The organism is Kordiimonas laminariae (genome assembly GCF_023008165.1).
Taxonomy (GTDB): domain Bacteria; phylum Pseudomonadota; class Alphaproteobacteria; order Sphingomonadales; family Kordiimonadaceae; genus Kordiimonas; species Kordiimonas laminariae.
Genome location: NZ_JAKQZA010000004.1, coordinates 249,727 through 273,727 on the forward strand (window position 1 = coordinate 249,727; position 24,001 = coordinate 273,727).

The window sequence follows — 24,001 nt, forward strand, 5'->3', positions numbered from 1 at the left end:
TGCCGATGGATATTTCCAAACTTTATAATATTGAAGGTAAAGTCGCTCTCGTAACAGGGGGCGGCTCAGGTATCGGAGCGATGGCAACTGAGGCGCTCGTAAGAGCAGGCTGTAAGGTTTATATCGCTTCTCGCCGCCTTGATAGCTGCTTGGCGATTGCTGATGAACTGAATGCAATTGGTCCGGGGCGTGTGATTGCGCTCTCCGCTGATCTTTCAACAGGTGAGGGGACAGAAGAACTGGCAAACCACCTGAAGAGTGTGGAACCAGAACTGCATATCCTGCTGAATAATTCAGGTATGACATGGGGCGCTCCGTTTGAGGAGTTCCCACGCCAGAAATGGGATGATGTATTAAGGCTTAATGTAACGGCGGTTGCTGATCTTACGCGCTTATTGCATCCGATGCTGAAAAAAGCTGGTAAAGCAGATGATCCTGCGCGGGTTATTAACCTGGGTTCTGTTGCAGGGACACGTACGGTTTCAAACATGGCTTATAGCTACGGTGCAAGTAAAGCGGCTGTACACCATATTACCAAGATTTTGTCTCACGAGCTGGCTGTAGACCACATAACGGTGAACGCAATCGCGCCGGGACCTTTCCCGAGCCGGATGATGGCCCATATCACAGAGGATGAGAAGCGCAGGAAAGCAATGGAATCTGTTGTGCCGCTTAGAAGAGTTGGTACAGGTGAAGATATTGCAGGTGTTCTTCTGATGCTTACCTCACGAGCGGGCAGTTATATCACTGGTGGGATCATTCCTCTTGACGGAGGCATGTCTGCATTACCGTAGCGAATCGATCGAATCAATTTGATTCGTTTTAATTAAACGATTCGTAACAATGGCTTATAGAAGTTTCTTGAATCTATACTCGAATCTGGGGATTTGGAGGGAATAATGAGTAAAACTGTTTCAAAAGAAGAGCTTAAAGATTACATCGGCAAGGAAACCGGTGTGTCAGATTGGTTCCTGATTGATCAGGACCGCATTAATAAGTTCGCTGATGTGACACTGGATCACCAATTCATTCATGTTGATCCGGAAGCGGCGGCCCAAACACCGTTTGGCACCACAATCGCACACGGATTTCTAACACTTTCCATGCTTGCACACCTTGCGACAAGTTCAATGCTTAGCATTGAAGGGACAAAAATGGGCGTGAACTACGGCACGGAAAAAGTACGCTTCCTTTCACCTGTGAAAGTAGATAGCGAAATCCGTGCTCGTGTGAAGCTTGTTGAAATAACAGAAAAGCCGGGTAACCGCCTGCTGCTGAAAAATGAAGTGACAGTAGAAATTAATGGTGAACAGCATCCAGCGCTTATCGCTGAGTGGTTGACCATGGTTTTTGTCTAAGAATTTATACCGATTGGTTGGAGAGATTTAATGAGTATTCGTTTTGATGATCGGGTTGCGATTGTAACTGGTGCTGGTGGTGGCCTTGGTCGTTCACATGCTCTTGCGCTGGCTGCACGCGGTGCCAAGGTTGTGGTGAATGATCTTGGTGGCGATGTAACTGGCGAAGGTGGCTCTTCCGCTGCAGCTGAAGCTGTTGTGCAGGAAATTATCGATGCGGGCGGTGAAGCGATCGCACACGGCGCAAACGTGTGTGATGAAGCGCAAGTGGCAGACATGGTTCAGAAAACTATGGATAAATGGGGCCGCATTGACATTCTCGTAAATAACGCTGGCGTATTGCGCGACAAAACGTTTGCGAAAATGACGCTGGATGATTTCAATTTCGTTATGCAAGTGCATGTGATGGGTTCTGTAACCTGTACCAAAGCGGTTTGGGAAATCATGCGCGAGCAGGGTTATGGCCGTATTGTGATGACGACCTCTTCATCTGGTCTGTACGGTAACTTCGGTCAGTCAAACTATGGTGCTGCAAAACTTGGTCTTGTTGGTTTCATGAATACTCTGTGCTTAGAAGGACAGAAGTATAACATTCATGTAAATAGCTTAGCGCCAATGGCGGCAACCAGGATGACAGAAGGCCTTCTGCCGCAGGCTGCGCTTGATTTATCTACACCAGAATCTGTAACTGCGGGTCTTCTCACGCTTTGTGATGATGAAGCGCCAAACCGTACGATTCTTTGTGCTGGTTCAGGTGGTTATGCAAAAGCTGTTATCTATGAAACAGACGGTGTTTACCTGAAACCAGAAGAGCAGACACCAGAGAATGTGCGTGCTGCGATGGGCGATATCAATAATCCAGAAGGCCAACAGGAACTTATCCAGGGTGGCCAGCAATCCATGAAATTTATCGGCAAAGCGGCTCAGGCCCTTGGCGTGAAAATCAGTTAAGGAGACCTCAGATGCGTGAAGCAGTAATTGTATCAACCGCACGTACCCCAATTGGCCGTGCTTACCGTGGTTCACTAAATGCCACTCTTGCGCCAACACTTGGCGCCCATGCCATTGAGCATGCAGTTAAGCGTGCTGGTATTGATGGTGGTGAAGTTGAAGATGTGATCATGGGCTGTGCGCTCACACAAGGCTCATCTGGCTCAAATATTGGCCGTTTGGCTGCAATGCGTGCAGGCCTACCGACAACAGTTTCCGGTATGACACTCGACCGTCAATGTTCATCAGGCATGATGGCGATCGCAACGGCTGCAAAGCAGGTGATGTATGATGGTATGGATGTTGCTGTTGGTGGTGGCCTTGACAGCATTTCTGTGGTGCAAAATGAGCATATGAACCGTTTCCAGGCTGTTGATCCAAGTCTTACAGCAATGCATCCACATATGCACATGCCAATGCTTCAAACAGCTGAAGTGGTGGCAGAGCGTTACGGTATTAGCCGTGAAGCAATGGATGAATATGGTCTTCAATCACAGCAGCGAACACATGCAGCGCAGCAAGCTGGTAAGTTTGATGATGAAATCGTACCGATTTCTTCGAAAATGGCCGTTGTGAATAAAGAAACCAAGGAAATGACATTCCATGATGTTACCCTTGAAAAAGATGAAGGTAATCGCCCGGAAACAACAATCGAAGGACTTTCTGGCCTGAAAACTGTGATTGAAGGTGGTACTATCACGGCTGGTAACGCAAGCCAGCTTTCTGATGGTTCATCAGCTGCTGTTGTGATGGACGCGAAAACAGCAGAGAAAAAAGGCCTTGATGCTCTTGGCTTCTACCGCGGTATCGCTGTAGCGGGTCTTGAGCCTGACGAGATGGGTATTGGACCGGTTTATGCTATTCCAAAGCTGCTTAAAAACCACGGTCTATCTATGGATGATATCGGCCTTTGGGAATTGAACGAAGCATTTGCTGTACAGGTTCTTTACTGCCGTGATAAACTTGGTATTCCTAATGAGCTACTCAACGTAAATGGTGGTGCAATTTCCATCGGTCACCCATACGGTATGTCTGGTGCACGCATGGTTGGTCATGCGCTGATCGAAGGTAAGCGTCGTGGTGCAAAATATGTTGTCTGCACAATGTGTGTAGGCGGCGGTATGGGCGCTGCTGGCCTCTTTGAGGTAGCATAAGTTTTTATGGGGAAGGGCGGCTGTTGTCGCCCTTCTTGTATTTTTTGAAGGGATTTAGGGCATGAAAGCTGTTCTTTGTGAGGAACTTGGGCTTGCTGATAAGCTGGTAATTAAAGATGTGGCTGATCCGGCACCAGCGCCGGGCCATGTGGTTGTTGATGTAAAGGCTGCTGGCCTTAATTTCCCAGATACGCTGATTATTCAGGGTAAATATCAGCACCGTCCGGAAATGCCGTTTACACCAGGCGGTGAAGGCGCAGGCGTTGTATCTGCCATTGGTGAAGGTGTTTCGCACCTTAAGGAAGGCGATAAAGTTATCTTTATGTGCCAAACAGGGGCTTTTGCTGAAAAAGTAATGGTACCTGCAATTACGGCCATTCCAATGCCTGACGGGCTTTCTTTTGAAATGGCGGCTGGTATTACGCTTACATACGGCACCAGTTATCATGCGCTCAAACAGCGTGCCCAGCTTCAAGAAGGTGAGACTGTTCTTGTACTTGGCGCAGCGGGCGGTGTTGGCATCGCGACTGTTGAGCTTGCAAAAGCCATGGGCGCAAAGGTAATTGCAGCAGCTAGTACTGATGAAAAGCTTCAGTTTTGTAAAGCATCTGGGGCTGATGAGTTGATCAACTATTCAACAGAAGACCTTCGTGACCGTATTAAAGAAATTACAGAAGGTAAAGGTGTTGATGTAATTTATGATCCCGTTGGTGGTGATTATACTGAGACAGCTTTCCGATCAATGGCGCCAAATGGTCGCCATTTGGTGATTGGTTTTGCCGCGGGTGATATTCCGAAAGTGCCACTGAATTTATGCCTCCTGAAGCAGGCTTCGCTTGTGGGCGTATTCTGGGGTGCGTGGGCGCGCGCGAATCCTTCTGACCAAATCCAGAACATGACTGAGATATTAGGCATGGTGGCAAGCGGTAAAGTACGCGCTTCTGTAAATGATGTCTTCCCGCTTGAAGAGGTGGAAAAGGCATACGCTTGCCTTACGGAACGCAGGGCTAAGGGTAAGGTTATCCTGACGCCATAAAAATTAATTTCAATTTCTGGACTCATTGGTCTTGAAATTTGCCGAAGGGCGGATATTTTGTTTTTTCAACGATAGTGGGAAGCATATGAACGCCCTTCGCCTTATTGCAGGAAATACTGCAAAAAAACGCATTGAAGAACACGGCCTGACACCAGAATTGGTGCGTATGGTTGTGGGGGCTTCAGGTGGGCCAAAGTGGCTTGTGCTTCTCGGGCTTGATAAGTTTCTGTTCGGGAAATGGCTCGCAGGTTCTGATCACACAATTGATCTAGTTGGCTCCAGCATTGGCGCATGGCGAATGACGAATGCAGCGCATCCCGATGCAGGCCCTTTTATTGAAAAATTCATATCCCAGTATTTCGAATTTCGATCAGAGCATGCCAAAACGCCTGAAGCGCTTACTCGGAGTTCTTACGAGTTTCTTGACCGCCTTTTCGAAGGCGGTGAGGCTGAAAAGATTACGGCGAATGCGAAGCGTAATTTGAATATTGTGACCGTGCGGTCACGGGGCATGCGCAGCGATAGTTCCAAATTCAAGGAAGGCGCTGCCATTCTTGCATCTGCGGGTGCTAATGCTGTGGATCGTGCCCATCTGGCGAAGTTTTTTGACCGTGTGGTTTTTCATTCAGGCGAAGGAGTGCCGTGCAGTAACGCATGGAATGACTTCCGCCGTAAGGATGTGACGCTAACACCTGATATTCTTGCCGATGTGCTGCTTGCGAGCGGTTCCATACCTTTTGTTGCAGACCCTATTGTTAATATCAAAGGGGCTCCGGAAGGTGTTTACCGTGATGGCGGTGTAATTGATTACCATTTTGATATACCATGGAAGCTGGATGAGGGGATTGTTCTCTACCCACACTTTTATGGGCATATTATCCCTGGGTGGTTTGATAAAAGCCATAAAAAGCGCCGTGCAACGGGCGCAACCTGGGATCAAACTTTACTATTGGCACCATCTGACGAATTTGTGCAGACGTTGCCGGGTGGAAAAATTCCGGATCGGAACAATTTCACAGATATGACCGATGATGATCGACTGGCCTATTGGACGATTGTGATCAATGAAAGCGAACGATTAGCTGATGAATTTGCAGCGTGCCTCGATAACCCCGATATGCTTCTGGCGCGTATGGAGGCACCGCCGCAATAGCTTATTCGTTCGTGTTGGGAAGAAGGGAAGAAAATGGGTGCACCATTTTTAAGTGACGTACCGTTTGATGAAACAGATATGCTGGCGAACCACATGGGGGATATGGTGAACCATGCGGTAGCCGAACATGGTGAAAAGCCATCGTTTAGCTGTATTTTGCCAACAGGCCATTATCAAACACTGAATTTTAAAGAGCTAGGCAGATATTCTGATGCCGTAGCTGCGTATCTGCGGGAAGAACTTGGCTTACGCCGTGGTGATGTGGTGGCGATCCAGTCCCCAAACGCACTGGCATATCCTGTTCTGGCTTTTGGTGTGTTTAAAGCAGGCCTTACCATCACGAACGTGAACCCGCTTTATACGCCGGATGAAACCAATCACCAGCTTAGAGATAGCGGTGCGAAGGTTTGGTTTGTAATTGATGTATTTGGTGACCGCATTAAAGAATCTACCGAAGGCACTAATGTGGAACGCATTTATAAGCTCTCAGTGCTTGATTTCTTCCCGCCAGTTCAGAAAGCGCTGCTTGGTTTTGCTATGCGCTATGTGAAGAAGATTGTTCCAGCTTTCGAAGGTGATGCAGCAGGTACGATGGCGAGTGTTATTAAAACGGGGCTTAAGCACGTAGATGCTGGCGCTGATCTGGCCTATTACATGCGGAACCTAACGCTCGATGATGTGGCGATTTACCAATATACGGGGGGTACTACAGGGCGCAGTAAAGGGGCAGAGCTTACCCACAGAAATGTGGTTGGGAACATTTCACAGTCTAAAAAACGAGATGATGCTCCGGAGCAGGATGAGAATGACTGCATGATGCTGTTGTTGCCGCTTTATCATGTATATGCTTTGGCAGTTGGTGCGCTGAACTGTATGTATTCAGGCACGCATGTAGCGCTTGTACCATCGCCTCGGCCGCTTTCGAACCTGAAGCCGGTTTTCGAGAAATTTAACATCACTATCCTGCCAGGGATTAATACCCTATATATCGGTTTGATGCAGGAAGAGTGGTTTAAATCAAACCCGCCCAAGAACCTGCGCCTGTGTTTCTCTGGTGCCGCACCGTTACAGCCTGCTACAGCTGAAGCCTGGGAAGAAATGACAGGGGCCGCTATCTATGAAGGTTATGGCCTGACTGAAGGCACATGTGTTGTATCTTCCATGCCGTTCAATAAACCACCAAAGCGCGGTACATGCGGTATTCCTGTGCCAGGTACTGAAGTGCGTATTGTGAGCGATGTTGGGGAAACGCTCGGCCGTAATGAAGCGGGTGAGATTTGGGTAAAAGGCCCTCAGATCATGAAAGGTTACCTGAATAACGAACAAGCCACGACAGATACTATTGTAGATGGTTGGCTGCGCACAGGTGATGTGGGTATGATTGATGATGAGGGATATCTTTCCATCGTTGACCGTATCAAGGATATGGTGATTGTCTCCGGCTTTAACGTATATCCAGCGGATGTTGAGGACGTTCTGACCAATTTTGATAAAGTTGGTGAGGCCGCAGTTGTTGGGGTGCCGGATGATGAAACTGGTGAACGTGTGGTTGCTTATATTGTGAAAGGTGATCCGTCACTTTCTGAAGAGGAAGTGCATGAACACTGCGCAGAACATTTGACTAATTACAAAAGACCCAAGACAATCAGGTTCATTGATGAACTTCCTAAATCTCCGATTGGGAAAGTTCTTCGTCGTGAACTGAGAGATGATGCGCGCGGTACAGCCGCAGAATAGGATACTTTATGGATCTTGGGTTTAAGGGAAAGCGGGTTCTGGTAACAGGCGGAACCCGTGGTATTGGTGCCGCAATCGTTGATGGTTTCTTAGCCGAAGGCGCCACTGTTGCCTTCTGTGCCAGAAATCAGGATGAAGTAACGGCAAGAGTATCTGATCTTAAATCCAAGGGCCATCAGGTTTTTGGTAGCGCCTGTGATGTCGCGGACCCACATGCTTACGTAAGCTGGATTAACACTGCTATCGCTGAACTAGGTGGCCTTGATGTATTTGTACCTAATGTAAGTGGTGGTGCGAACGCAGGCGAAGAAGGCTGGAAAGCAGCCTTTGATGTTGATCTTATGGCAACGGTACGCGGCTGTGAAGCTGTTGTACCTCACCTTGCTCAATCCCGTGGTGCTATTACCGTCATTGCCAGTATTGCTGGCCTTGAAGGCTCTGGCGGAGGTCCGTCACCCTATAATACAGTGAAAGCAGGGCTTATTACATACGCAAGCCAATTGGGTGAAATCGCTGCTCCGCATGGTGTGCGGGTGAATAGTGTATCACCAGGCCCTGTGCATGTGGATGATGGTTTCTGGGGTAACGTTGAACGTTCTCAGCCCGATATGTATAAGGCCGTTGCAGCGCGACATCCGCAAGGCAGATTAGCGACATGCGAGGAAGTGGCGAATGCTGTATTATTCCTTTCAAGTAGCAAAGCATCCTGGGTTACGAGAACCAATATGGTGGTCGACGGTGGCTTCACAAACAGGGTGCAATTTTAAAATACTGATTTGGTCAGACTTTATCTGTTCGTTAACATTTAAACCGTAGTCTCAAGCTGATTAATTTAATACTTGGGTGTTATGAAACGAGTTTTACGAGCAATTCCTTGGGTCGCAGGGCTTTCGGGTGTATTGAGTGCTGCGCTCGCATTCTTTTTGGTTAGTGGAGAAATGTTGGGGTATTTGCCCGCTCTTGCCGCTGGCCTTGTTGGTAGTTTGTCTGGTGTTCTGGTGCAGATGGTGCTTGAACGCTTTACTGTGCGCCCTGAACGGGCTTTCCTTGATGCAATCGCTGCATATCTTGAGGGGGATTTTTCCCACGAAGCTTCCGAGGATTTAGAATTAGCCGATAGGCCCGACCTTCATGAAGCATTAAATGCAGTGAAAGAAGCCGCGGTACGCTCAAAGGCCCGGTTGATAGAATTTTCTGAAATCGAACAAAATCTTCAACAAGTAGTGCAGGATAAGCGCCGGAATGAAGCTGTTCTGAAAGAGCAGCGAGAAGCTTTTGCTAAACTTGCGAACGAGCTTTCAAAAGCTCGCGATGCTGCGGAAACAGCGAATATTGCTAAATCAGAATTCCTAGCCACGATGAGCCATGAGATCAGAACACCGCTTAATGGTGTTATAGGCATGATCGACCTGCTATCGGATACAGGGCTTGATGAAAATCAGCGCTATTTCGCGGAAACACTACAACAATCTGGCCAAAGCCTGCTGGCGGTAATTAATGATATCCTTGATATCTCTAAGCTTGAAGCGGGTAAGGTTGAACTGGATTATCAAGGCACAAGGCTGGATTGGGTTATTGCTGATGCTGTGCAGTTCCTTGGTTCAAAGGCTCAGGAAAAAAGCCTCGACGTCATCTGGAATTTTTCCAATAAGATTCCCGAAGTTATTATTTCTGACCCAACGCGCCTCCGGCAAATTCTTTTTAACCTGCTTGGGAATGCCATTAAATTCACTGAAGTTGGGAAGGTCGAAATTAATGCTGAGCACGTAAATACTGTGCACGGCGAACATACTATCAAAGTTTCTGTAACAGATACCGGTATTGGTATTTCTGAAGAAGCGCAGAAGAAGCTGTTCCAGAAGTTTATGCAGGCAGATGCCTCAACAACACGCCGATTTGGTGGAACAGGTCTTGGTCTGGCGATCTGTAAACAATTGGTGACCTTGCTTGGCGGTGAAATTAACGTAGAGAGCAAGGAGCTCGCGGGCTCCACTTTCTGGTTTACCTTTAAGTGTAAGGCTGGCTCTGTCGATGATTTACCTGCTGATAACGAACTCAATCAAGCTGTCACAATTTCAAGTGTTGCAATCAGCAAGAAACTTAAAATTCTCGTGGTTGATGATAATGTGATTAATCAGAAAATTCTTGCCAGTATGCTTGGAAAAATTGGTCACGATGTCATGGTAGTCTCTAATGGCGCAGAAGCATGTAGCGAAGCAGAAAACCAAGATTTTGATATGATCCTTATGGATATTCATATGCCGGTTCTTGGCGGTATTGATGCCACCAAATGGATCCGTGCAATGGATGGTGATAAAGCTAAAATCCCGATTGTTGGCTGTACCGCAGATGCTTTCCCTGAGCAGTTAGAGAAATTTAAAGCGGCAGGAATGGAAGATGTTGTTACCAAGCCTGTGAATAAAGGGCGCCTGTTAACGGTGATGAACACAGTGTTGGGCGAAGAGATCCATACATTTGCTTTGGAAAAAACTGAGAAACCAGTGGCTCCTAAACCAGTAAAAGAAATTAGCATCAAGGAAGAACTGATAGAGAAGAAGGATGATCCTTTGTCTTCTCTATTGGAAGAATTAGGCTAAAAGAAAAGGCAGAGTTGATACTCTGCCTTTTTTATTCTGAATTATTTTGAGCTATAAAGTACGGTCGTTGCTGGCTTGTTGCTGGCGACCACCCCTCTGTACATGCCTGCTGAATTAAAGGTGAGGGCATAATTGCCGTCCTTATCAACGGCGATAATACCGCCATTGCCACCCATTTCTACCAGTTGCTTCATAACTACAGCGTCAGCGGCTTCCTTTAGGGATTTACCGCCATATTCCATCATCGCACAGATGTTGCGAGCGACAGTTGCACGAATAAAATACTCACCGTGCCCTGTGCCTGATACGCCGCAGCTTTCATTGTTGGCGTATGTACCAGCGCCTATGATTGGGCTATCGCCTACACGGCCATGGGATTTATTTGTCATGCCGCCAGTGGAAGTACCTGCGGCAATATTGCCGTGTTTATCAAGTGCAACAGCACCAACTGTACCGAATTTGTAATCTACAGGATTATCAAGTTGTGCTTTTTCATTGGCTTTAGCGCGCAAAAGTTGCTGCCAGCGAACATCGGTGCGGAAATAACTATCAGGTGCGCGCTCGATATCGTGTTTTTTTGCGAATTTTTCAGCGCCTTTTCCCTGCATCATCACATGAACGGATTTTTCCATAACCGCACGTGCGAGTGCGATAGGGTTCTTGATATTCCGGACACCAGATACAGCACCTGTATTCAAGGTTTTACCGTCCATAATGCTGCTATCGAGCTCATTTTTGCCATTTGCTGCAAACACAGCTCCTCGGCCCGCATTGAAGAGCGGAGAATTTTCCAGGATTTTGATCGTTGCGGTGATGGCATCCATTGAACTGCCACCATTTTTAAGGATGGCTTCACCGGCCAGAAGGGCTTCGTTAAGTTTAGCATGGATTTTCGCTTCACGTTCTTTAGTTAGGCGTTCTGGTGTAATGTTTCCAGCGCCTCCGTGGATAACCATGATATATTCAGGGCGTTCAGCTTTTGCGAACCCCTCATAAGAAACAAACAAAAGTAATGCTACTATTGAAAATATTTTAACCCACATACGTGTCCCTCCATTTGACAGCACCTTAATTGTCGAGCATCGTTTGAAAAAACACAATAGCTTTCAATAATGAGGGGGAACTCAGAATGCGGGCACTTTTAAAAACTGCGTTGCTGGCTGGCTGCGGTTTATTAAGCATGGGCATTTCTGCACAGGATGCGGAAAATGCGGCACTTCAAGCCATTATCAATAAAGAGCGTGAAATCCATTATGCGGAAAACCCGGGTACGGGCCCAAAGGATGCTCCGCGTAAATTAGCGTATGAAATGCGAGGTGAAAGTGAAGCCGACCAGCGGCGCAGAACCCAGGCATGGACCGCCCTTTTGGCTGAGTTAGATAAAATTGATCTGGGTACGCTGAATGAAGCTGACCGATTAAATGCAGAACTGATGCGGTATCACTTGAACAGCTATTTGGTGTTTAACAAACATGATGCCTGGCGGATGCCGCTATATGCAGATAGTGGCTTTCATACTGCGCCTGCGCGAATGTACCGTAATATAAACTTTAAATTGGTTGAAGATTATAACGCGTATCTTTCCCAGTTAGAGGATTTGCCAAACTATCTGGAAGAAAACCGCCAGAACCTTCAGAAAGGTTTGGATGAAAACTTTACCATGCCGCAGGTGGTGCTGGATGGTTTGTTGCCAACCTTTGATGCCCTCGTTGCTGATAATGCAGAGAGCAGCAGTTTTTATACACCTTTCAAGGAAATGTCCCGCGTATTAAATGAAGCAGAAAAAAACGAACTGAGGGCGAAAGCAAAGGACATTATCGAAAATAAGGTTATTGCTGCGTATAGGGATCTCGCAAAATATATGCGTGAAGTTTATTACCCGAATGCGACAACAGAGATTGCAGCCAGTAAAAAAACGGGGGGCCGAGCTTACTATGAAGATATGGTGAAGTTTTATACCACCGTTGATATCTCGGCTGATGAAGTGCATGAACTGGGCCTTCGTGAAGTGGAGCGTATCCGTGCTGAGATGGAACAAATTATCAAAGATGTGAAGTTTGAAGGCACGTTTGCTGAATTCCTTGAATTCCTGCGCACAGATCCGCAGTTCTATGTCAAAACACCAAAAGAGCTGTTAATGCATGCCAGCTATTATGCCAAAATTATTGATGGCCGAATGCCTGCATTCTTCAATAAGCAACCACGTCAGCCTTATGGTGTTGAAGCTGTTCCTGCGAGCTTGGCACCAAACTATACAACAGGCCGCTATGTTGGAGCGGAACTTGATGCACCGCGCGGCGGATATTACTGGGTAAACACATATGCCCTTGATAAGCGCCCACTTTATACCCTTGCTGCACTGACACTTCATGAGGGTGCACCAGGCCACCATACGCAAACAGCGCTATCGCTTGAACTCGAGAACGTACCTGAATTCCGCCTTGGCATGTATCCGCATGCATACGGTGAAGGTTGGGGGCTGTACTCAGAAAAGCTGGGTATTGAGATCGGGGTATATGAAACACCTTATGATCATTTTGGCCGCTTAAGTTATGAGATGTGGCGTGCTTGTCGCCTTGTTGTTGATACGGGCATGCATGCAAAAGGTTGGACACGGGCACAGGCTATTAAACTTCTGGAAGAAAATTCGGCGCTTTCGAAGCATAATATCCGTGCTGAAGTGGATCGCTATATTTCTTGGCCCGGTCAGGCACTTGCGTATAAAATGGGTGAGCTGAAAATCCTGGAACTTCGCGCCCGCGCTACCAAAGCATTAGGTGATAAGTTCGATGTACGTGATTTCCATGATCAGGTAATGGCAGCTGGTGGTATTCCGCTATATCTGCTTGAAAGACGTATTGACCGCTGGATTGCAAAGGCAACAGCCGAGTAGCATATCGCTTATCGTTTGGAAAAGGTGGCATCAGCCGCCTTTTCGATTCTGAATAGATTAATTTTCTGATTTGTTAGAAAAATATTTCCATATAACATTTTTATTAGTTGAATAATGCATTGAAAATATGAGAGGGGTGCCCACATAGAGTTTTTTTGTGACCCCGGAGATTTTTATGTCTGACCAAACAAGTGCAATCGCTGCCATTGGTAATACCCCGCTTATCAAGCTCAAATATGCATCAGAGCTAACGGGTTGTACCATTCTTGGTAAGGCGGAGTATGCAAACCCTGGAGGTTCACTAAAAGATCGCCCTGCGCTGAATATTGTAGAGGAGGCCGAAAAAAAAGGCCTTCTAGAACCAGGTGGTTTGATCGTTGAAGGAACCGCCGGTAATACAGGAATTGGGCTTTCTGTAGTTGCAAATGCAAAAGGTTACAGAACCTTGATTGTGATGCCTGAAACTCAGTCTCAGGAAAAGATCGATACCTTGCGTGTTATGGGAGCCGAGCTGAAACTTGTACCAGCTGCACCTTATTCAAATCCAAATAACTTCCAAAAAGTGGCGAAACGCCTCGCTGAAGAATTGGCTGGTTCTGAGCAGCACGGTGTTATCTGGGCAAACCAGTTTGACAATGTGGCAAACCGTGAAGCGCATATTAAAACAACAGCTCGCGAAATCTGGGCACAGACTGATGGTAAGGTTGATGGTTTCATCACTGCTATTGGTTCTGGTGGTTCGCTTGCGGGTACAGGCATTGGCCTTAAGGAATTTAATAAAGATATTCAGATTGGCCTTGCTGACCCTATGGGGGCTGCGATGTATAGCTACTTTAAAACAGGTGAGTTGAAATCAGAAGGTAGCTCAATCACAGAAGGTATCGGGCAGGGCCGTATTACGGCTAATGTGGATGGAGCACCTGTTGATCATGCCTTCCAAATTCCTGATGATGAAGCCCTTCCCATTGCTTTTGATCTTTTGAAGAAGGAAGGCCTGTGTGTTGGATCATCGTCTGGCATCAATGTGGCTGGCGCTATTAAGCTCGCACGTGAGATGGGCCCAGGTCATACGATTGTAACGCTTCTTTGTGATAGCGGCCTTCGATATCAGTCAAAAATGTTTAACCCTGAGTTCTTACGTAGTAAGAATTTGCCTGTTCCGGGATGGTTATAAGTAAAATTTCCTATAACTAATTACAGATTTACATTTCATTTCCTTCGTGAATAGTTATTGTATAACGCTTTCATGTATTCATTGAGGGAAATGAAATGCAGCATTTATTTGACTTAGAGACTTATTCCAGTCGTCTGCGTTTAATCGGCTTTATCGCTATTGCTATCAGTATTGTTGCTTGGTGGAGTGATCTTTCAGGTGCTGTTTATGTGTGTCCATACTGCCGCACGCAGCGAACTGTTATTGGTCTTTTGGGAGTTTTGCTGATCATGCCGAACCCACGGCACTGGATACTCAGATATATTGGTGCTGTTGTTGGTTTCCTGGGTGCAGTGGTTGCTTCTATGCAGCATTTTAACGGTTGGAAGAAGATATCCGCAGGAACGTTTGAGTTTAATGAACGTATTTATATCGATTCTTTTCTGCTGTCAGGGTGCGCACTTTTCATCATTACAGCGCTTGTTTGTCTGCTGTATTCAAAAGAGCCCGTTAAAACTGAAGAAACTGAAGACTAACTTTTCTGGAGCGGTAGCCTTGTGCGCTTAAGCACTGTGCGCAAGGCAAAGCTTGAATGAACCCGAGCAACACCGGGCAGACGAGTGAGAATATTGTGGACGCGCTCATAATCTGGCGCGTCTTTCACGACCACGCGGATCATATAGTCTACATCGCCGCCCATCAGGTAACATTCCATTACTTCTGGTACATCTTTTACAGCTTCTTCGAATGCATTTAGGCGCTCTTCCTGCTGTTTTTCCAGCGATACCCGAACAAATACAGTGCCAGGTAGGCCGATAGCCTTTGCATCCAGGTGTGCAGCATAGTGGGTTACTACACCTTTTTCGTGAAGGTTTTTAACGCGCCTCAAACAGGCGGATTCAGAAAGGCCAACAATTTCTGCCAACTCAACATTTGAGAGTTTTCCTTGCTTTTGGAGTGTGTCCAAAATCGCATGATCAATCTTATCTAGTTTTATCATTGGTGAAATCTTGCATATAACTTTCATTTATTCGTAATATCTTGCAAAATTTTAATAAATTGTGATTGCCTTTGCAAGGACATTGCGAGGCTTTTTCTATAAGTTTGCATCACGAATTCAAGCGGGAAGCTTAGTCAGTTAAATTGAGTAATTTGGAGGTGGGTAATGCTAGTTGGCGTTCCTAAGGAAATTAAAAACCGTGAATACCGTGTAGGTCTAACACCAGCATCTGTACGTGAACTTATTATGAACGGTCATGAAGTGATTGTTCAGCATAATGCAGGTTTTGAAATTGGCTTCAGTAACGAAATGTATGAAGCTGTTGGTGCAACAATCATCGAAACAGCGGCTGAAATTTTCGCAAAAGCTGACATGATTGTAAAAGTAAAAGAGCCACAGCCTGTTGAGTGCGAAATGCTTCGCCCAGGTCAGATTCTTTATACATACCTTCACCTGGCTCCAGACCCAGTTCAAACACAGGGCCTTATCAAATCAGGCGCTATTGCTATCGCTTACGAAACTGTAACAGATGATTTCGGTGGTCTGCCACTGCTTGCGCCAATGTCAGAAGTTGCTGGCCGTATGTCTATTCAGGCTGGTGCACATGCCCTTGAAATGAGCCAAGGTGGCCGTGGTATGCTTCTTGGTGGCGTGCCTGGCGTTGCTCCTGCAAAAGTTGCGATTATTGGTGGTGGCGTTGTTGGTACAAACGCCGCTCGCATGGCTGTTGGTATGGGTGCTGATGTAACTATCCTTGACCGTTCAATCCGTCGTATGCAGCAGCTTGATGATATCTTTAAAGGTTCTGTGAAAACTGTTTACTCAACACAGGATGCTGTTGAAGAGGCGGTTCTTACATCTGACCTTACAGTTGGTGCGGTTCTTATTCCGGGTGCCGCTGCACCGAAGCTTGTGACACGCGAAATGATCTCTCGTATGCCTCGCGGTAGCGTGCTTGTTGATGTGGCGATTGACCAAGGTGGTTGTTTCGAAACATCAAAAGCCACAACACACGAAGAGCCAACATATAATGTTGACGGTGTGGTGCATTACTGTGTGGCTAACATGCCGGGCGGCGTGGCGCGTACATCTACGCTGGCACTTAATAACGCAACGCTTCCGCATGCGGTAGCAATCGCTAACAAAGGCTGGAAACAGGCGCTTAAAGACGACAAGCACCTTCTAGAAGGTCTAAATGTTTGTGAAGGTAAGATCACATATGAAGCTGTTGCTCGTGATCAGAACCTTGATTATGTGCCTGCACTAGAAGTTATTGGCGCGTAACGGAAAATAAGCTACAAGGGCGGCATGGAAAAGATGCCGCTCATACAAGTTTTCGCCCTTGGCGGAACAATTGCCATGACCCCGGGAACCGCCGGGGTTGTGCCTTCACTTGATGCAAAATCCCTTGTGGATGCAGTGCCTTCTCTCACTGATATTGCAGAAATCCAAGCCGAAACCTTGGCTGCAGTTGGCAGTGCCAACCTGAGTTTTCAGCAGATATATGATGTGTGCAGGCGCGCTGAGGCTGCTGACTGTAATGGTGTGGTTATTACGCAAGGTACAGATACGCTCGAAGAGACATCTTTCCTCGCAAGCCTTCTTTATAAAGGTGATAAACCGCTTATTTTCACAGGTGCCATGCGTACACCAAATCAGCCGGGCGCTGATGGACCCTCTAATCTCTATAATGCGGTGCTGGCGGCTGCCAGCGGTGAAGTGAACGGTGTTTCACTTTTGATGAACACGGAAATTCATGATCCTGCGCTTGTAGCAAAAGAACATACGGCAGAGGTTTCGGCTTTTGTTTCCCGCGGATTTGGCCCTGTAGCCCGCATAATTGAGGGCGAGGTTCGCACATTACGGGCGATTGAGCCAATCGCGGATATTGAATTTTGTGAACCAGAATCAGTGGCGCTAGTGAGTGCTGCACTGGATTTGGAGCCTGTTTTTATAGAAAAGGCGCCTGATCTTGGTTTTAAGGGAATGGTAATTGAAGCTTTTGGGGCAGGGCATTTGCCTGAGGCTTGGGCTGATGCTGCGGCAGAATTGGCAAGCGAAATGCCGGTAGTGCTCTCGACACGGATCACTGAAGGACCTGTTCTTGAAAACTCATACGGTTATAAAGGCGCAGAAATCGATTTGCTTAACAGAGGGCTTTTGCCTTCTGGATACCTAAAAGGCCGTAAGGCCCGTATCCTTCTATCGTTGCTGCTTGCAGAAAATGCAGGAACAGCAAAAGCACGCTTTATTGAGGCGGTAAGGAAGCTTGGCTAAGCTTCCTTTTTCTATGTTTTGAGCTGGATTGCTTCAAGTTTCATTAGGAGTGAATTTAAGGTGTTAAATTCATTATCCGATAGCTTTTCGATGATGTCCGCTTCGTAATTAAGGGCGATTGGAACAACTTGCTTGTAAATCTCGATGCCCGAGTCTGAAAGCGTTAGCACCGAGCGGCGCTTATCTTCCGGTGAAAATTTACGTTCCAGGCGCCCTGCATCAATAAGTTTATTCACCGCCCTCGATACAGCTACTTTATCCATTGCAGTTCGGTCAGCAACCTGTCCGGCAGATAATTCAGGTTCTTCGCCGACAACAGCCATAACGCGCCATTCTGGAAGGCTTAATTGGAAGCGTTCTTCATATTGAGCGGCAATTCCCTGGCTTATTCGGTTCGACAAAACCGACAAACGGTAAGGTAGAAATTCGCCCAGATATAACGCACCATTTTGCTTTTTTTCCATTACGGCCTCATGCTGTTCTTGCAATTAGTTTCGTTTGTAACTAATATGATCGCAACTTAATTCAAAGGTGTTTTTAACCAAACACCGAATCCCTTTCTACATGCCACTGGAGGAGTTGTGGAGTCATGTCAGATCTTTTTGAAAATCCAATGGGCCTATGCGGATTTGAATTCGTAGAATTTACAGCACCAGAAAAGGGCATTATCGAGCCGCTTTTCGAAGCAATGGGCTTCACAAAGGTTGCGAACCACCGTTCGAAGGATGCTTCACTTTGGCGTCAGGGCGGTATTAACTTTATCACAAACTATGAACCAAAGAGCCCTGCACACTATTATGCGGAAGAGCACGGTCCATCAGCGTGTGGTATGGCGTTCCGCGTTAAAGACGCACACTTTGCTTATAACAAACTTCTTGAACTTGGTGCTCAACCAGTTGAAGTGCCTACAGGGCCAATGGAGCTTCGTCTACCTGCGATTAAGGGTATTGGTGGTGCGCCACTTTATCTGGTTGATCGTTTTGAAGAAGGTCAGACAATTTATGATATCGATTTTGAGTGGATTGAAGGCGTTGACCGTAACCCGGTTGGTTGTGGCTTCAATGTAATTGACCACCTAACACATAATGTGTACCGCGGCCGTATGGCTTATTGGGCTGATTTCTATGAGAAGCTGTTTAACTTCAAAGAAATCCGCTACTTCGATATTAAAGGCGAATATACAGGTCTTGTTTCCAAGGCGATGACAGCACCTGACGGTAAAATCCGTATTCCACTGAATGAAGAAGCAGCTGGTGGTAGCGGTCAGATCGAAGAATTCTTGATGGCATACAACGGTGAAGGCATTCAGCACATCGCATTCTCATGTGATAACCTGATTGAATGTTGGGACCGCCTGAAAGCTAACGGCGTTAAGTTTATGACAGCGCCTCCAACAACTTATTATGAGATGCTCGAAGAGCGCCTTCCTGGTCACGGTGAGCCAACAGATGAACTGCAGGCACGTGGTATCCTTCTTGATGGTACAACAGAAGGTGGTGAGCCTCGTCTACTCTTACAGATTTTCTCAGAAACAGTACTTGGCCCTGTATTCTTCGAGTTCATTCAACGTAAAGAAGATGATGGCTTCGGCGAAGGTAACTTTAAAGCGCTGTTCGAGTCTATCGAGCGCGATCAGATTGCGCGCGGTGTTCTAGATACAGGTAACGCTGCTGAGTAATTAGTTCACCCCGGTGCTCAGGCGCCGGGGTTTCTTGTTTGAAAGGGCCACAAAATGAAACTGCAAGGTATTCACCACGTTGCTTACCGCTGTAAGGACGCAAAAGAGACAGTTGAATTTTACCAAAAGCATATGAATATGGATTTCCAGCTGGCGATTGCGGAGGACCATGTGCCTTCAACCGGCGCTTATGATCCATATATGCATTTGTTCCTTGATGCTGGTAACGGCAATGTACTTGCGTTCTTCGAGCTACCAGAACAGCCAGAGATGGGCCGTGACGGTAACACACCAGAATGGGTGCAGCATATTGCGTTCCAAGTAGAAGATATGGATGCGCTTCTTGCTGCTAAAGAAAGCCTTGAGGCAGCTGGCATAGATGTTTTGGGGCCTACGGACCATACGATTTTCAAATCTATTTACTTCTTCGATCCAAACGGCCACAGGCTGGAACTCGCAGCTAATACGGCAAAGCCGGGTATGCACAAAGAATTGAAACGAGTTGCACCCGAAATGCTGGAAGAATGGTCTAGAACTAAAAAAGCACCAAACCATGCCGATTGGGTTCATGGACGCGGTGAGTTCAAACCACACGAAGAATAAGCTGTTTGATAAAAAGAATTCTAAGGGAAGATACCAATGAAATTAGCTTCACTTAATGAAGGCCGTGACGGCAAACTGGTTGTTGTATCCCGCGACCTGAAACGCATGACATCTGCGGCAGAGGTTGCGCCAACAATGCAGGCTGCGATTGATGATTGGGATGCGGTATTACCGCGTCTTCGTGGTTTATACGAAAGCCTGAATTCAGGTGCGATTGAAGGCGAATCATTCCGTGAGGAAGATTGTGCATCGCCACTGCCGCGCGCTTACCAGTGGGCTGATGGTTCCGCATATGTGAACCATGTTGAGCTTGTTCGCAAAGCACGCAATGCTGAAATGCCTGAAACATTCTGGACAGACCCTCTGATGTATCAGGGTGGTTCAGATACATTCCTTGGCCCACGTGAAGATATCGTATTCCCAACTACAGATGGTTGGGGCGTTGATTTTGAAGCAGAAATTGCTGTTATCACGAATGATGTATCGCTTGGCGTGAGCCATGAAGATGCAGGATCGCACATCAAGCTTTTGATGCTGGTGAATGATGTATCCCTTCGTGGCCTTATTCCAGGTGAACTGGCAAAAGGTTTTGGTTTCTTCCAGTCAAAGCCATCAAGCGCTTTTAGTCCGGTGTGTATCACTCCGGATGAATTAGGCGATGCTTGGGTAGAGAACAAGGTACACCTGCCGCTTGTTTCTCACCTGAATGGCGACATGTTCGGTAAACCTGAAGCTGGTGTAGACATGACATTCGATTTCGCGAAGCTTGTTTCACACGCTGCGAAAACGCGGCCTCTGGGTGCCGGTGCTGTTGTTGGTTCTGGTACAGTTTCCAACAAGCTTGATGGCGGCCCAGGTAAACCAGTTTCAGAAGGTGGTGTTGGATATAGCTGTATTGCGGAAATCCGTATGATTGAGACAATCATGAACGGCTCACCAAGCACAAACTTTATGTCTTTCGGTGATAAAGTTCGCATCGAAATGTTCGATAAAGACGGCGCATCTATCTTTGGTGCTATTGAGCAAACTGTGGTGAAAGGCTAAGCCACATGCGCAAGCTATATGGATATTTCAGATCGTCTGCCGCTTACCGGGTTCGTATTGCGCTTAACCTTAAGGGGCTTGAGTATGAGCATGCGAGCATCAATCTCAAACCAGGTGTAAGTGAACACCAATCAGACGATTATAAAGCAATGAATCCGCAGGGGCGGGTGCCTTACTTTGTTGATGGTGAGATGGGGCTTTCCCAGTCACCAGCTATTCTGGAATATCTTGAGGAGGCATACGATAGTGTGCCTCTGCTGCCCGCGGACAAAGAAGGGCGTGCTCGCGTGCGCCAAATCGCCAGCCTGATTGGCTGTGATATTCATCCGCTCAATAACCTTTCTGTGCTGATGCGCATCAAGGGACAGTTGGGAGCCGATGAAGAAGCGGCGAATTTATGGTATCATCACTGGATCATTGAAGGCTTTACAGCGCTTGAAAAAATGCTTTCTGAGAGCGAGCAAACAGGCAAGTTCTGTTTTGGAGATACACCAACGCTCGCAGATGTGTATCTGATACCGCAAATCTGGAATGCACGCCGGTTTAATACCCCGCTTAAAGCATTCCCGACACTTACTCGTATTGAAGCAGCATGTAATGAACTTAAAGCTTTCATTGATGCTGCACCAGAAAATCAACCGGACACACCGAAGTAACAGTTAGACGGAGTGAAGACATGCTTATTAAAACAAGGCTAGGCCGTGAAGTTGAGGTTAACGAAGATTATACTGTTGATCAGAACTGGGAGCATTTCACCCCTGAAGAGCATGATAGGTGGGACCGTCTTTATGCGCGCCAGAATGCGCTTCTTCCGGGCCGGGCGTGTAAGGAATTTATGGAAGGCATTGAAAAACTTGAGCTTTCCAAAAGCGGCATTCCAAACTTTGATGATCTTTCAGACCGTCTTGAGAAGCTAACCGGTTGGCGTGTGGTTGCTGTGCCTGATTTGGTGCCGGATGAGGTTTTCTTTGATCATTTGGCAAACCGCCGTTTCCCGGCAGGTAATTTTATCCGCAGTGAAGAGCAGTTGGATTACTTGCAGGAACCAGATGTGTTCCATGATGTGTATGGTCACGTGCCGCTTCTAGCGAACCCAGTGTTTGCAGATTATATGGAAGCTTACGGTAAGGGCGGCCAACGTGCTATGGGGCAGGGTGTTCTTAAAAACCTCGCGCGCCTTTATTGGTACACTGTGGAATTTGGCCTTATCAAAACAGATGAAGGTATGCGCATTTATGGTGCAGGCATTCTCAGTTCCAAGTCCGAGAGTATCTATTGCCTTGAGGACGAGAGCCCGAACCGGATTATGTTTGACCTTAAGCGCCTTATGCAGACGGACTATATCATCGATGATTTCCAACAGACATATTGGGTGATCAACAGTTTTGAAGAACTGCTTGAATCTACATATCAGGATTTTGGTCCGCTTTATGATGCGCTCATAAAAGAAGATAAAGTTTACAGCGTTGAAGAAATTGCAGCTAGCGATGATGTGCACCATGAAGGCACACAGGCCTATGCCAAGGCCGGTGGCCGCCACGCTAAACAAGCTTCATAACACTAATAACAACAATAATATTGGGCTGGACTGGGCTGTCTCATTGAGGCAGCCCTTTTTCTGTTTCAAGATTACTGCGCTGCTTTTTTCATCGCAAATAGTGCGGTTTTAATCTCTCGCGATTTATCTTCAAAAGGCCCTGTTTCCACATAATCTTGCGCGGCGCTCGTATCACCTTTCTTATGTAACATTAACGCCTGATAGGCTTCTTCGTGGAAGTCTGCGTGAATAGACTTTAGCTTTTTATATTCTTCAGTGTCGGAGAACTCGCTGCCCGGGCCATATATCCACTCGCCAACAATACATTTGTTGTCGGCACGTACACTTTCTGGCGCAGCTTCTTCTTCGCCAGCAATAATGCGTTTGAGACGCGCTTTTACGTTTGAATGAGCGACAAATCCTTTATCAAGTACTTCTTCTGTTTTCATGAGGGAACTCCAGTGGTGGGGTTTACGGTTCACTAGACACAACTCACAAAGAAGTTTAATTTGGATTGCTTAAAGAACTATGTATTTGCCAACAAAAAAGCCCCCACCGAATGGTGAGGGCTTCTTGAGTTTAAAGGAGTTGTTGCTTATTCAGCAGCAGCTGCCAATTTTTCTTCGTTAGCGCGGCGAATGATATCTTCAGCCATTTCGTTGGCGATGATACCAGTTGGACGTGCTTCAGCGTCACTTGCCTGGAAGATTTTTGTAAGTGTTTCGCCAATGCGAAGTACTTTTTCTTCACGAGCAGCTTCATCAAGCTTCTCTTTGTAAACTTCTGATTCAACAGAAATAATACCACCAGCGTTGATTACATAATCTGGTGCGTAAAGAATACCGCGCTTGCGCAGCTCTTCGTCTTCAACGCCTTCAGTTTCAAGCTGGTTGTTTGCAGCACCTGCAATGATTTTCGCTTTAATATCGTCGATTGTCTTAGGGTTCAAACCACCACCAAGAGCACATGGTGCGAATACATCAACATCAAGGGCGTGGATACCGTCAGTACCAACAACAGTTACATCACCCATTGCCTTAACAGCTTCGATGTTTGCATCAACAATATCTGTCACAGTAACTTTAGCGCCAGCTTTAAGAAGATGACCAACAAGATACTGACCAACGTGCCCAACACCCTGTACAGCAACGCTTACACCGTTAAGGCTATCTGTTCCAAGCTTGTGTTTAACAGCAGCCTGAATACCAGTGAATACACCAAGAGCAGTGTGCGGAGATGGATCACCAGTACCGAATTCACCACCGTCTAGACCACAAACGAAGTTTGTTGCTTCTGATGCAGCACCAAGCATATCAGTGTTTGTACCAACATCTTCCGCAGCATAGTAAGTACCGCCAAGGCGGTTCACCATACGGCCAAAAGCACGCATAAGGTCAGCTGTGCCAAGTTCTTTAGGGTTACCGATGATAACAGACTTACCACCGCCAAGGCGAAGGCCAGCCATTGCATTTTTGAAAGACATACCGCGTGAAAGGCGAAGTACGTCATAAATTGCATCTTGTTCACCGCGTGCTTCCGCTACATCAATAGGAGCTACTTTGCGGTGTGCTGCAGCATAATCCCAAAAGCGTGTACCACCTGTTGCAGGGCCAAGCGCTGTTGAGTGAACTGCGATGATCGCGTTAAGGCCTGTTGCTTCGTCTGCACAGAAAACAACTTGTTCGTGGTTTTTAAAACTGCGCGAATCAAAAACGGGCATTACGATTATCCTCTTCCCAATAATATCCCGAGCAAATACTCGATACCAAAAGAAGCATAAGAACTCTTTAT

General features: G+C 46.7%; 24 protein-coding genes. 19 read left to right on the plus strand and 5 right to left on the minus strand.

The features are described 5' to 3' along the window. The first annotated feature begins 5 nt into the window (after nt 1-5). The 9 genes from MF542_RS09780 to MF542_RS09820 all read left to right on the plus strand — a co-directional run bounded on the left by MF542_RS09780 (nt 6) and on the right by MF542_RS09820 (nt 10,025). Nucleotides 6-794: an SDR family oxidoreductase gene (locus MF542_RS09780; protein WP_247018606.1), complete on the plus strand. Its 789-nt coding sequence runs from the start codon at nt 6-8 to the stop codon at nt 792-794. A gap of 105 nt (nt 795-899) precedes the next feature. Further along, nucleotides 900-1,358 carry a MaoC family dehydratase gene (locus MF542_RS09785; protein WP_247018608.1) on the plus strand — a complete coding sequence of 153 codons (459 nt, stop codon included), beginning with the start codon at nt 900-902 and terminating at the stop codon, nt 1,356-1,358. 30 nt (nt 1,359-1,388) lie between these two features. Next, nucleotides 1,389-2,309 (plus strand): SDR family NAD(P)-dependent oxidoreductase, encoded by a 921-nt coding sequence (locus MF542_RS09790; RefSeq protein WP_247018610.1) that lies wholly within the window; start codon nt 1,389-1,391, stop codon nt 2,307-2,309. An 11-nt stretch (nt 2,310-2,320) separates the two neighbouring features. Next, nucleotides 2,321-3,502 carry an acetyl-CoA C-acyltransferase gene (locus MF542_RS09795; RefSeq protein ID WP_247018612.1) on the plus strand — a complete coding sequence of 394 codons (1,182 nt, stop codon included), beginning with the start codon at nt 2,321-2,323 and terminating at the stop codon, nt 3,500-3,502. A 61-nt stretch (nt 3,503-3,563) separates the two neighbouring features. Continuing rightward, a complete protein-coding gene (locus MF542_RS09800) occupies nt 3,564-4,538 on the plus strand; it encodes an NADPH:quinone oxidoreductase family protein (RefSeq protein WP_247018615.1) in 975 nt (324 codons plus the stop codon). An 85-nt stretch (nt 4,539-4,623) separates the two neighbouring features. Further along, nucleotides 4,624-5,691 (plus strand): hypothetical protein, encoded by a 1,068-nt coding sequence (locus MF542_RS09805; RefSeq protein WP_247018617.1) that lies wholly within the window; start codon nt 4,624-4,626, stop codon nt 5,689-5,691. A gap of 33 nt (nt 5,692-5,724) precedes the next feature. Continuing rightward, on the plus strand, nt 5,725-7,428 hold the full coding sequence (locus MF542_RS09810; protein ID WP_247018619.1) for a long-chain-fatty-acid--CoA ligase: 1,704 nt from the start codon (nt 5,725-5,727) through the stop codon (nt 7,426-7,428). An 8-nt stretch (nt 7,429-7,436) separates the two neighbouring features. After that, nucleotides 7,437-8,195, plus strand: coding sequence for an SDR family NAD(P)-dependent oxidoreductase (locus MF542_RS09815; RefSeq protein ID WP_247018621.1), 759 nt, complete (start codon nt 7,437-7,439; stop codon nt 8,193-8,195). An 81-nt stretch (nt 8,196-8,276) separates the two neighbouring features. Continuing rightward, nucleotides 8,277-10,025: an ATP-binding protein gene (locus MF542_RS09820; protein ID WP_247018623.1), complete on the plus strand. Its 1,749-nt coding sequence runs from the start codon at nt 8,277-8,279 to the stop codon at nt 10,023-10,025. A 41-nt stretch (nt 10,026-10,066) separates the two neighbouring features. On the opposite strand, the gene MF542_RS09825 is transcribed toward MF542_RS09820, so the two are convergent. Next, a complete protein-coding gene (locus tag MF542_RS09825) occupies nt 10,067-11,068 on the minus strand; it encodes an isoaspartyl peptidase/L-asparaginase family protein (protein WP_247018625.1) in 1,002 nt (333 codons plus the stop codon). Between the two features lie 86 nt (nt 11,069-11,154). Between MF542_RS09825 and MF542_RS09830 the strand changes: the two genes are divergently transcribed. From MF542_RS09830 to MF542_RS09840, 3 genes are all read left to right on the plus strand, one after another. Further along, nucleotides 11,155-12,918, plus strand: a complete 1,764-nt coding sequence (locus MF542_RS09830; protein WP_247018627.1) for a DUF885 domain-containing protein — start codon at nt 11,155-11,157, stop codon at nt 12,916-12,918. Nucleotides 12,919-13,093: 175 nt separating this feature from the next. After that, on the plus strand, nt 13,094-14,092 hold the full coding sequence (locus MF542_RS09835; protein ID WP_247018629.1) for a cysteine synthase A: 999 nt from the start codon (nt 13,094-13,096) through the stop codon (nt 14,090-14,092). Nucleotides 14,093-14,187: 95 nt separating this feature from the next. Next, nucleotides 14,188-14,607: a disulfide bond formation protein B gene (locus tag MF542_RS09840; protein ID WP_247018630.1), complete on the plus strand. Its 420-nt coding sequence runs from the start codon at nt 14,188-14,190 to the stop codon at nt 14,605-14,607. Here MF542_RS09840 and MF542_RS09845 read toward each other — a convergent pair. Further along, nucleotides 14,604-15,071: an Lrp/AsnC family transcriptional regulator gene (locus MF542_RS09845; protein ID WP_247018632.1), complete on the minus strand. Its 468-nt coding sequence runs from the start codon at nt 15,069-15,071 to the stop codon at nt 14,604-14,606. The two genes, MF542_RS09840 and MF542_RS09845, sit on opposite strands and share 4 nt — an antisense overlap. A gap of 165 nt (nt 15,072-15,236) precedes the next feature. On the opposite strand from MF542_RS09845, the gene ald reads away from it, so the two are divergent. Both ald and MF542_RS09855 read left to right on the plus strand, forming a co-directional pair. Next, nucleotides 15,237-16,355: an alanine dehydrogenase gene (ald, locus tag MF542_RS09850; RefSeq protein ID WP_247018634.1), complete on the plus strand. Its 1,119-nt coding sequence runs from the start codon at nt 15,237-15,239 to the stop codon at nt 16,353-16,355. A gap of 33 nt (nt 16,356-16,388) precedes the next feature. After that, a complete protein-coding gene (locus tag MF542_RS09855) occupies nt 16,389-17,348 on the plus strand; it encodes an asparaginase (protein WP_247018636.1) in 960 nt (319 codons plus the stop codon). An 11-nt stretch (nt 17,349-17,359) separates the two neighbouring features. Here MF542_RS09855 and MF542_RS09860 read toward each other — a convergent pair whose 3' ends face one another. Further along, nucleotides 17,360-17,812: a MarR family winged helix-turn-helix transcriptional regulator gene (locus MF542_RS09860; RefSeq protein ID WP_247018638.1), complete on the minus strand. Its 453-nt coding sequence runs from the start codon at nt 17,810-17,812 to the stop codon at nt 17,360-17,362. Nucleotides 17,813-17,937: 125 nt separating this feature from the next. On the opposite strand from MF542_RS09860, the gene hppD reads away from it, so the two are divergent. From hppD to phhA, 5 genes are read left to right on the plus strand one after another with little or no spacing between them, the layout of a single operon-like run. Next, nucleotides 17,938-19,026 carry a 4-hydroxyphenylpyruvate dioxygenase gene (hppD, locus tag MF542_RS09865; protein ID WP_247018640.1) on the plus strand — a complete coding sequence of 363 codons (1,089 nt, stop codon included), beginning with the start codon at nt 17,938-17,940 and terminating at the stop codon, nt 19,024-19,026. Nucleotides 19,027-19,080: 54 nt separating this feature from the next. After that, complete coding sequence (locus tag MF542_RS09870; protein WP_247018642.1) at nt 19,081-19,629, plus strand: VOC family protein; 549 nt, start codon at nt 19,081-19,083, stop codon at nt 19,627-19,629. Between the two features lie 36 nt (nt 19,630-19,665). Continuing rightward, the gene (locus tag MF542_RS09875) at nt 19,666-20,673 is read left to right on the plus strand and encodes a fumarylacetoacetate hydrolase family protein (RefSeq protein ID WP_247018644.1); all 1,008 of its coding nucleotides are present in this window, start codon (nt 19,666-19,668) and stop codon (nt 20,671-20,673) included. Between the two features lie 5 nt (nt 20,674-20,678). Then, entirely contained in the window at nt 20,679-21,329 is a 651-nt protein-coding gene (gene maiA / locus MF542_RS09880) for a maleylacetoacetate isomerase (protein WP_247018646.1), read from the plus strand. Nucleotides 21,330-21,349: 20 nt separating this feature from the next. Beyond that, nucleotides 21,350-22,231, plus strand: a complete 882-nt coding sequence (phhA, locus tag MF542_RS09885; RefSeq protein WP_247018648.1) for a phenylalanine 4-monooxygenase — start codon at nt 21,350-21,352, stop codon at nt 22,229-22,231. A 71-nt stretch (nt 22,232-22,302) separates the two neighbouring features. On the opposite strand, the gene MF542_RS09890 is transcribed toward phhA, so the two are convergent. Beyond that, nucleotides 22,303-22,659, minus strand: coding sequence for a CZB domain-containing protein (locus MF542_RS09890; protein WP_247018650.1), 357 nt, complete (start codon nt 22,657-22,659; stop codon nt 22,303-22,305). Nucleotides 22,660-22,805: 146 nt separating this feature from the next. After that, nucleotides 22,806-23,930 carry a Glu/Leu/Phe/Val family dehydrogenase gene (locus MF542_RS09895; RefSeq protein ID WP_247018651.1) on the minus strand — a complete coding sequence of 375 codons (1,125 nt, stop codon included), beginning with the start codon at nt 23,928-23,930 and terminating at the stop codon, nt 22,806-22,808. Nucleotides 23,931-24,001 lie beyond the last annotated feature (71 nt).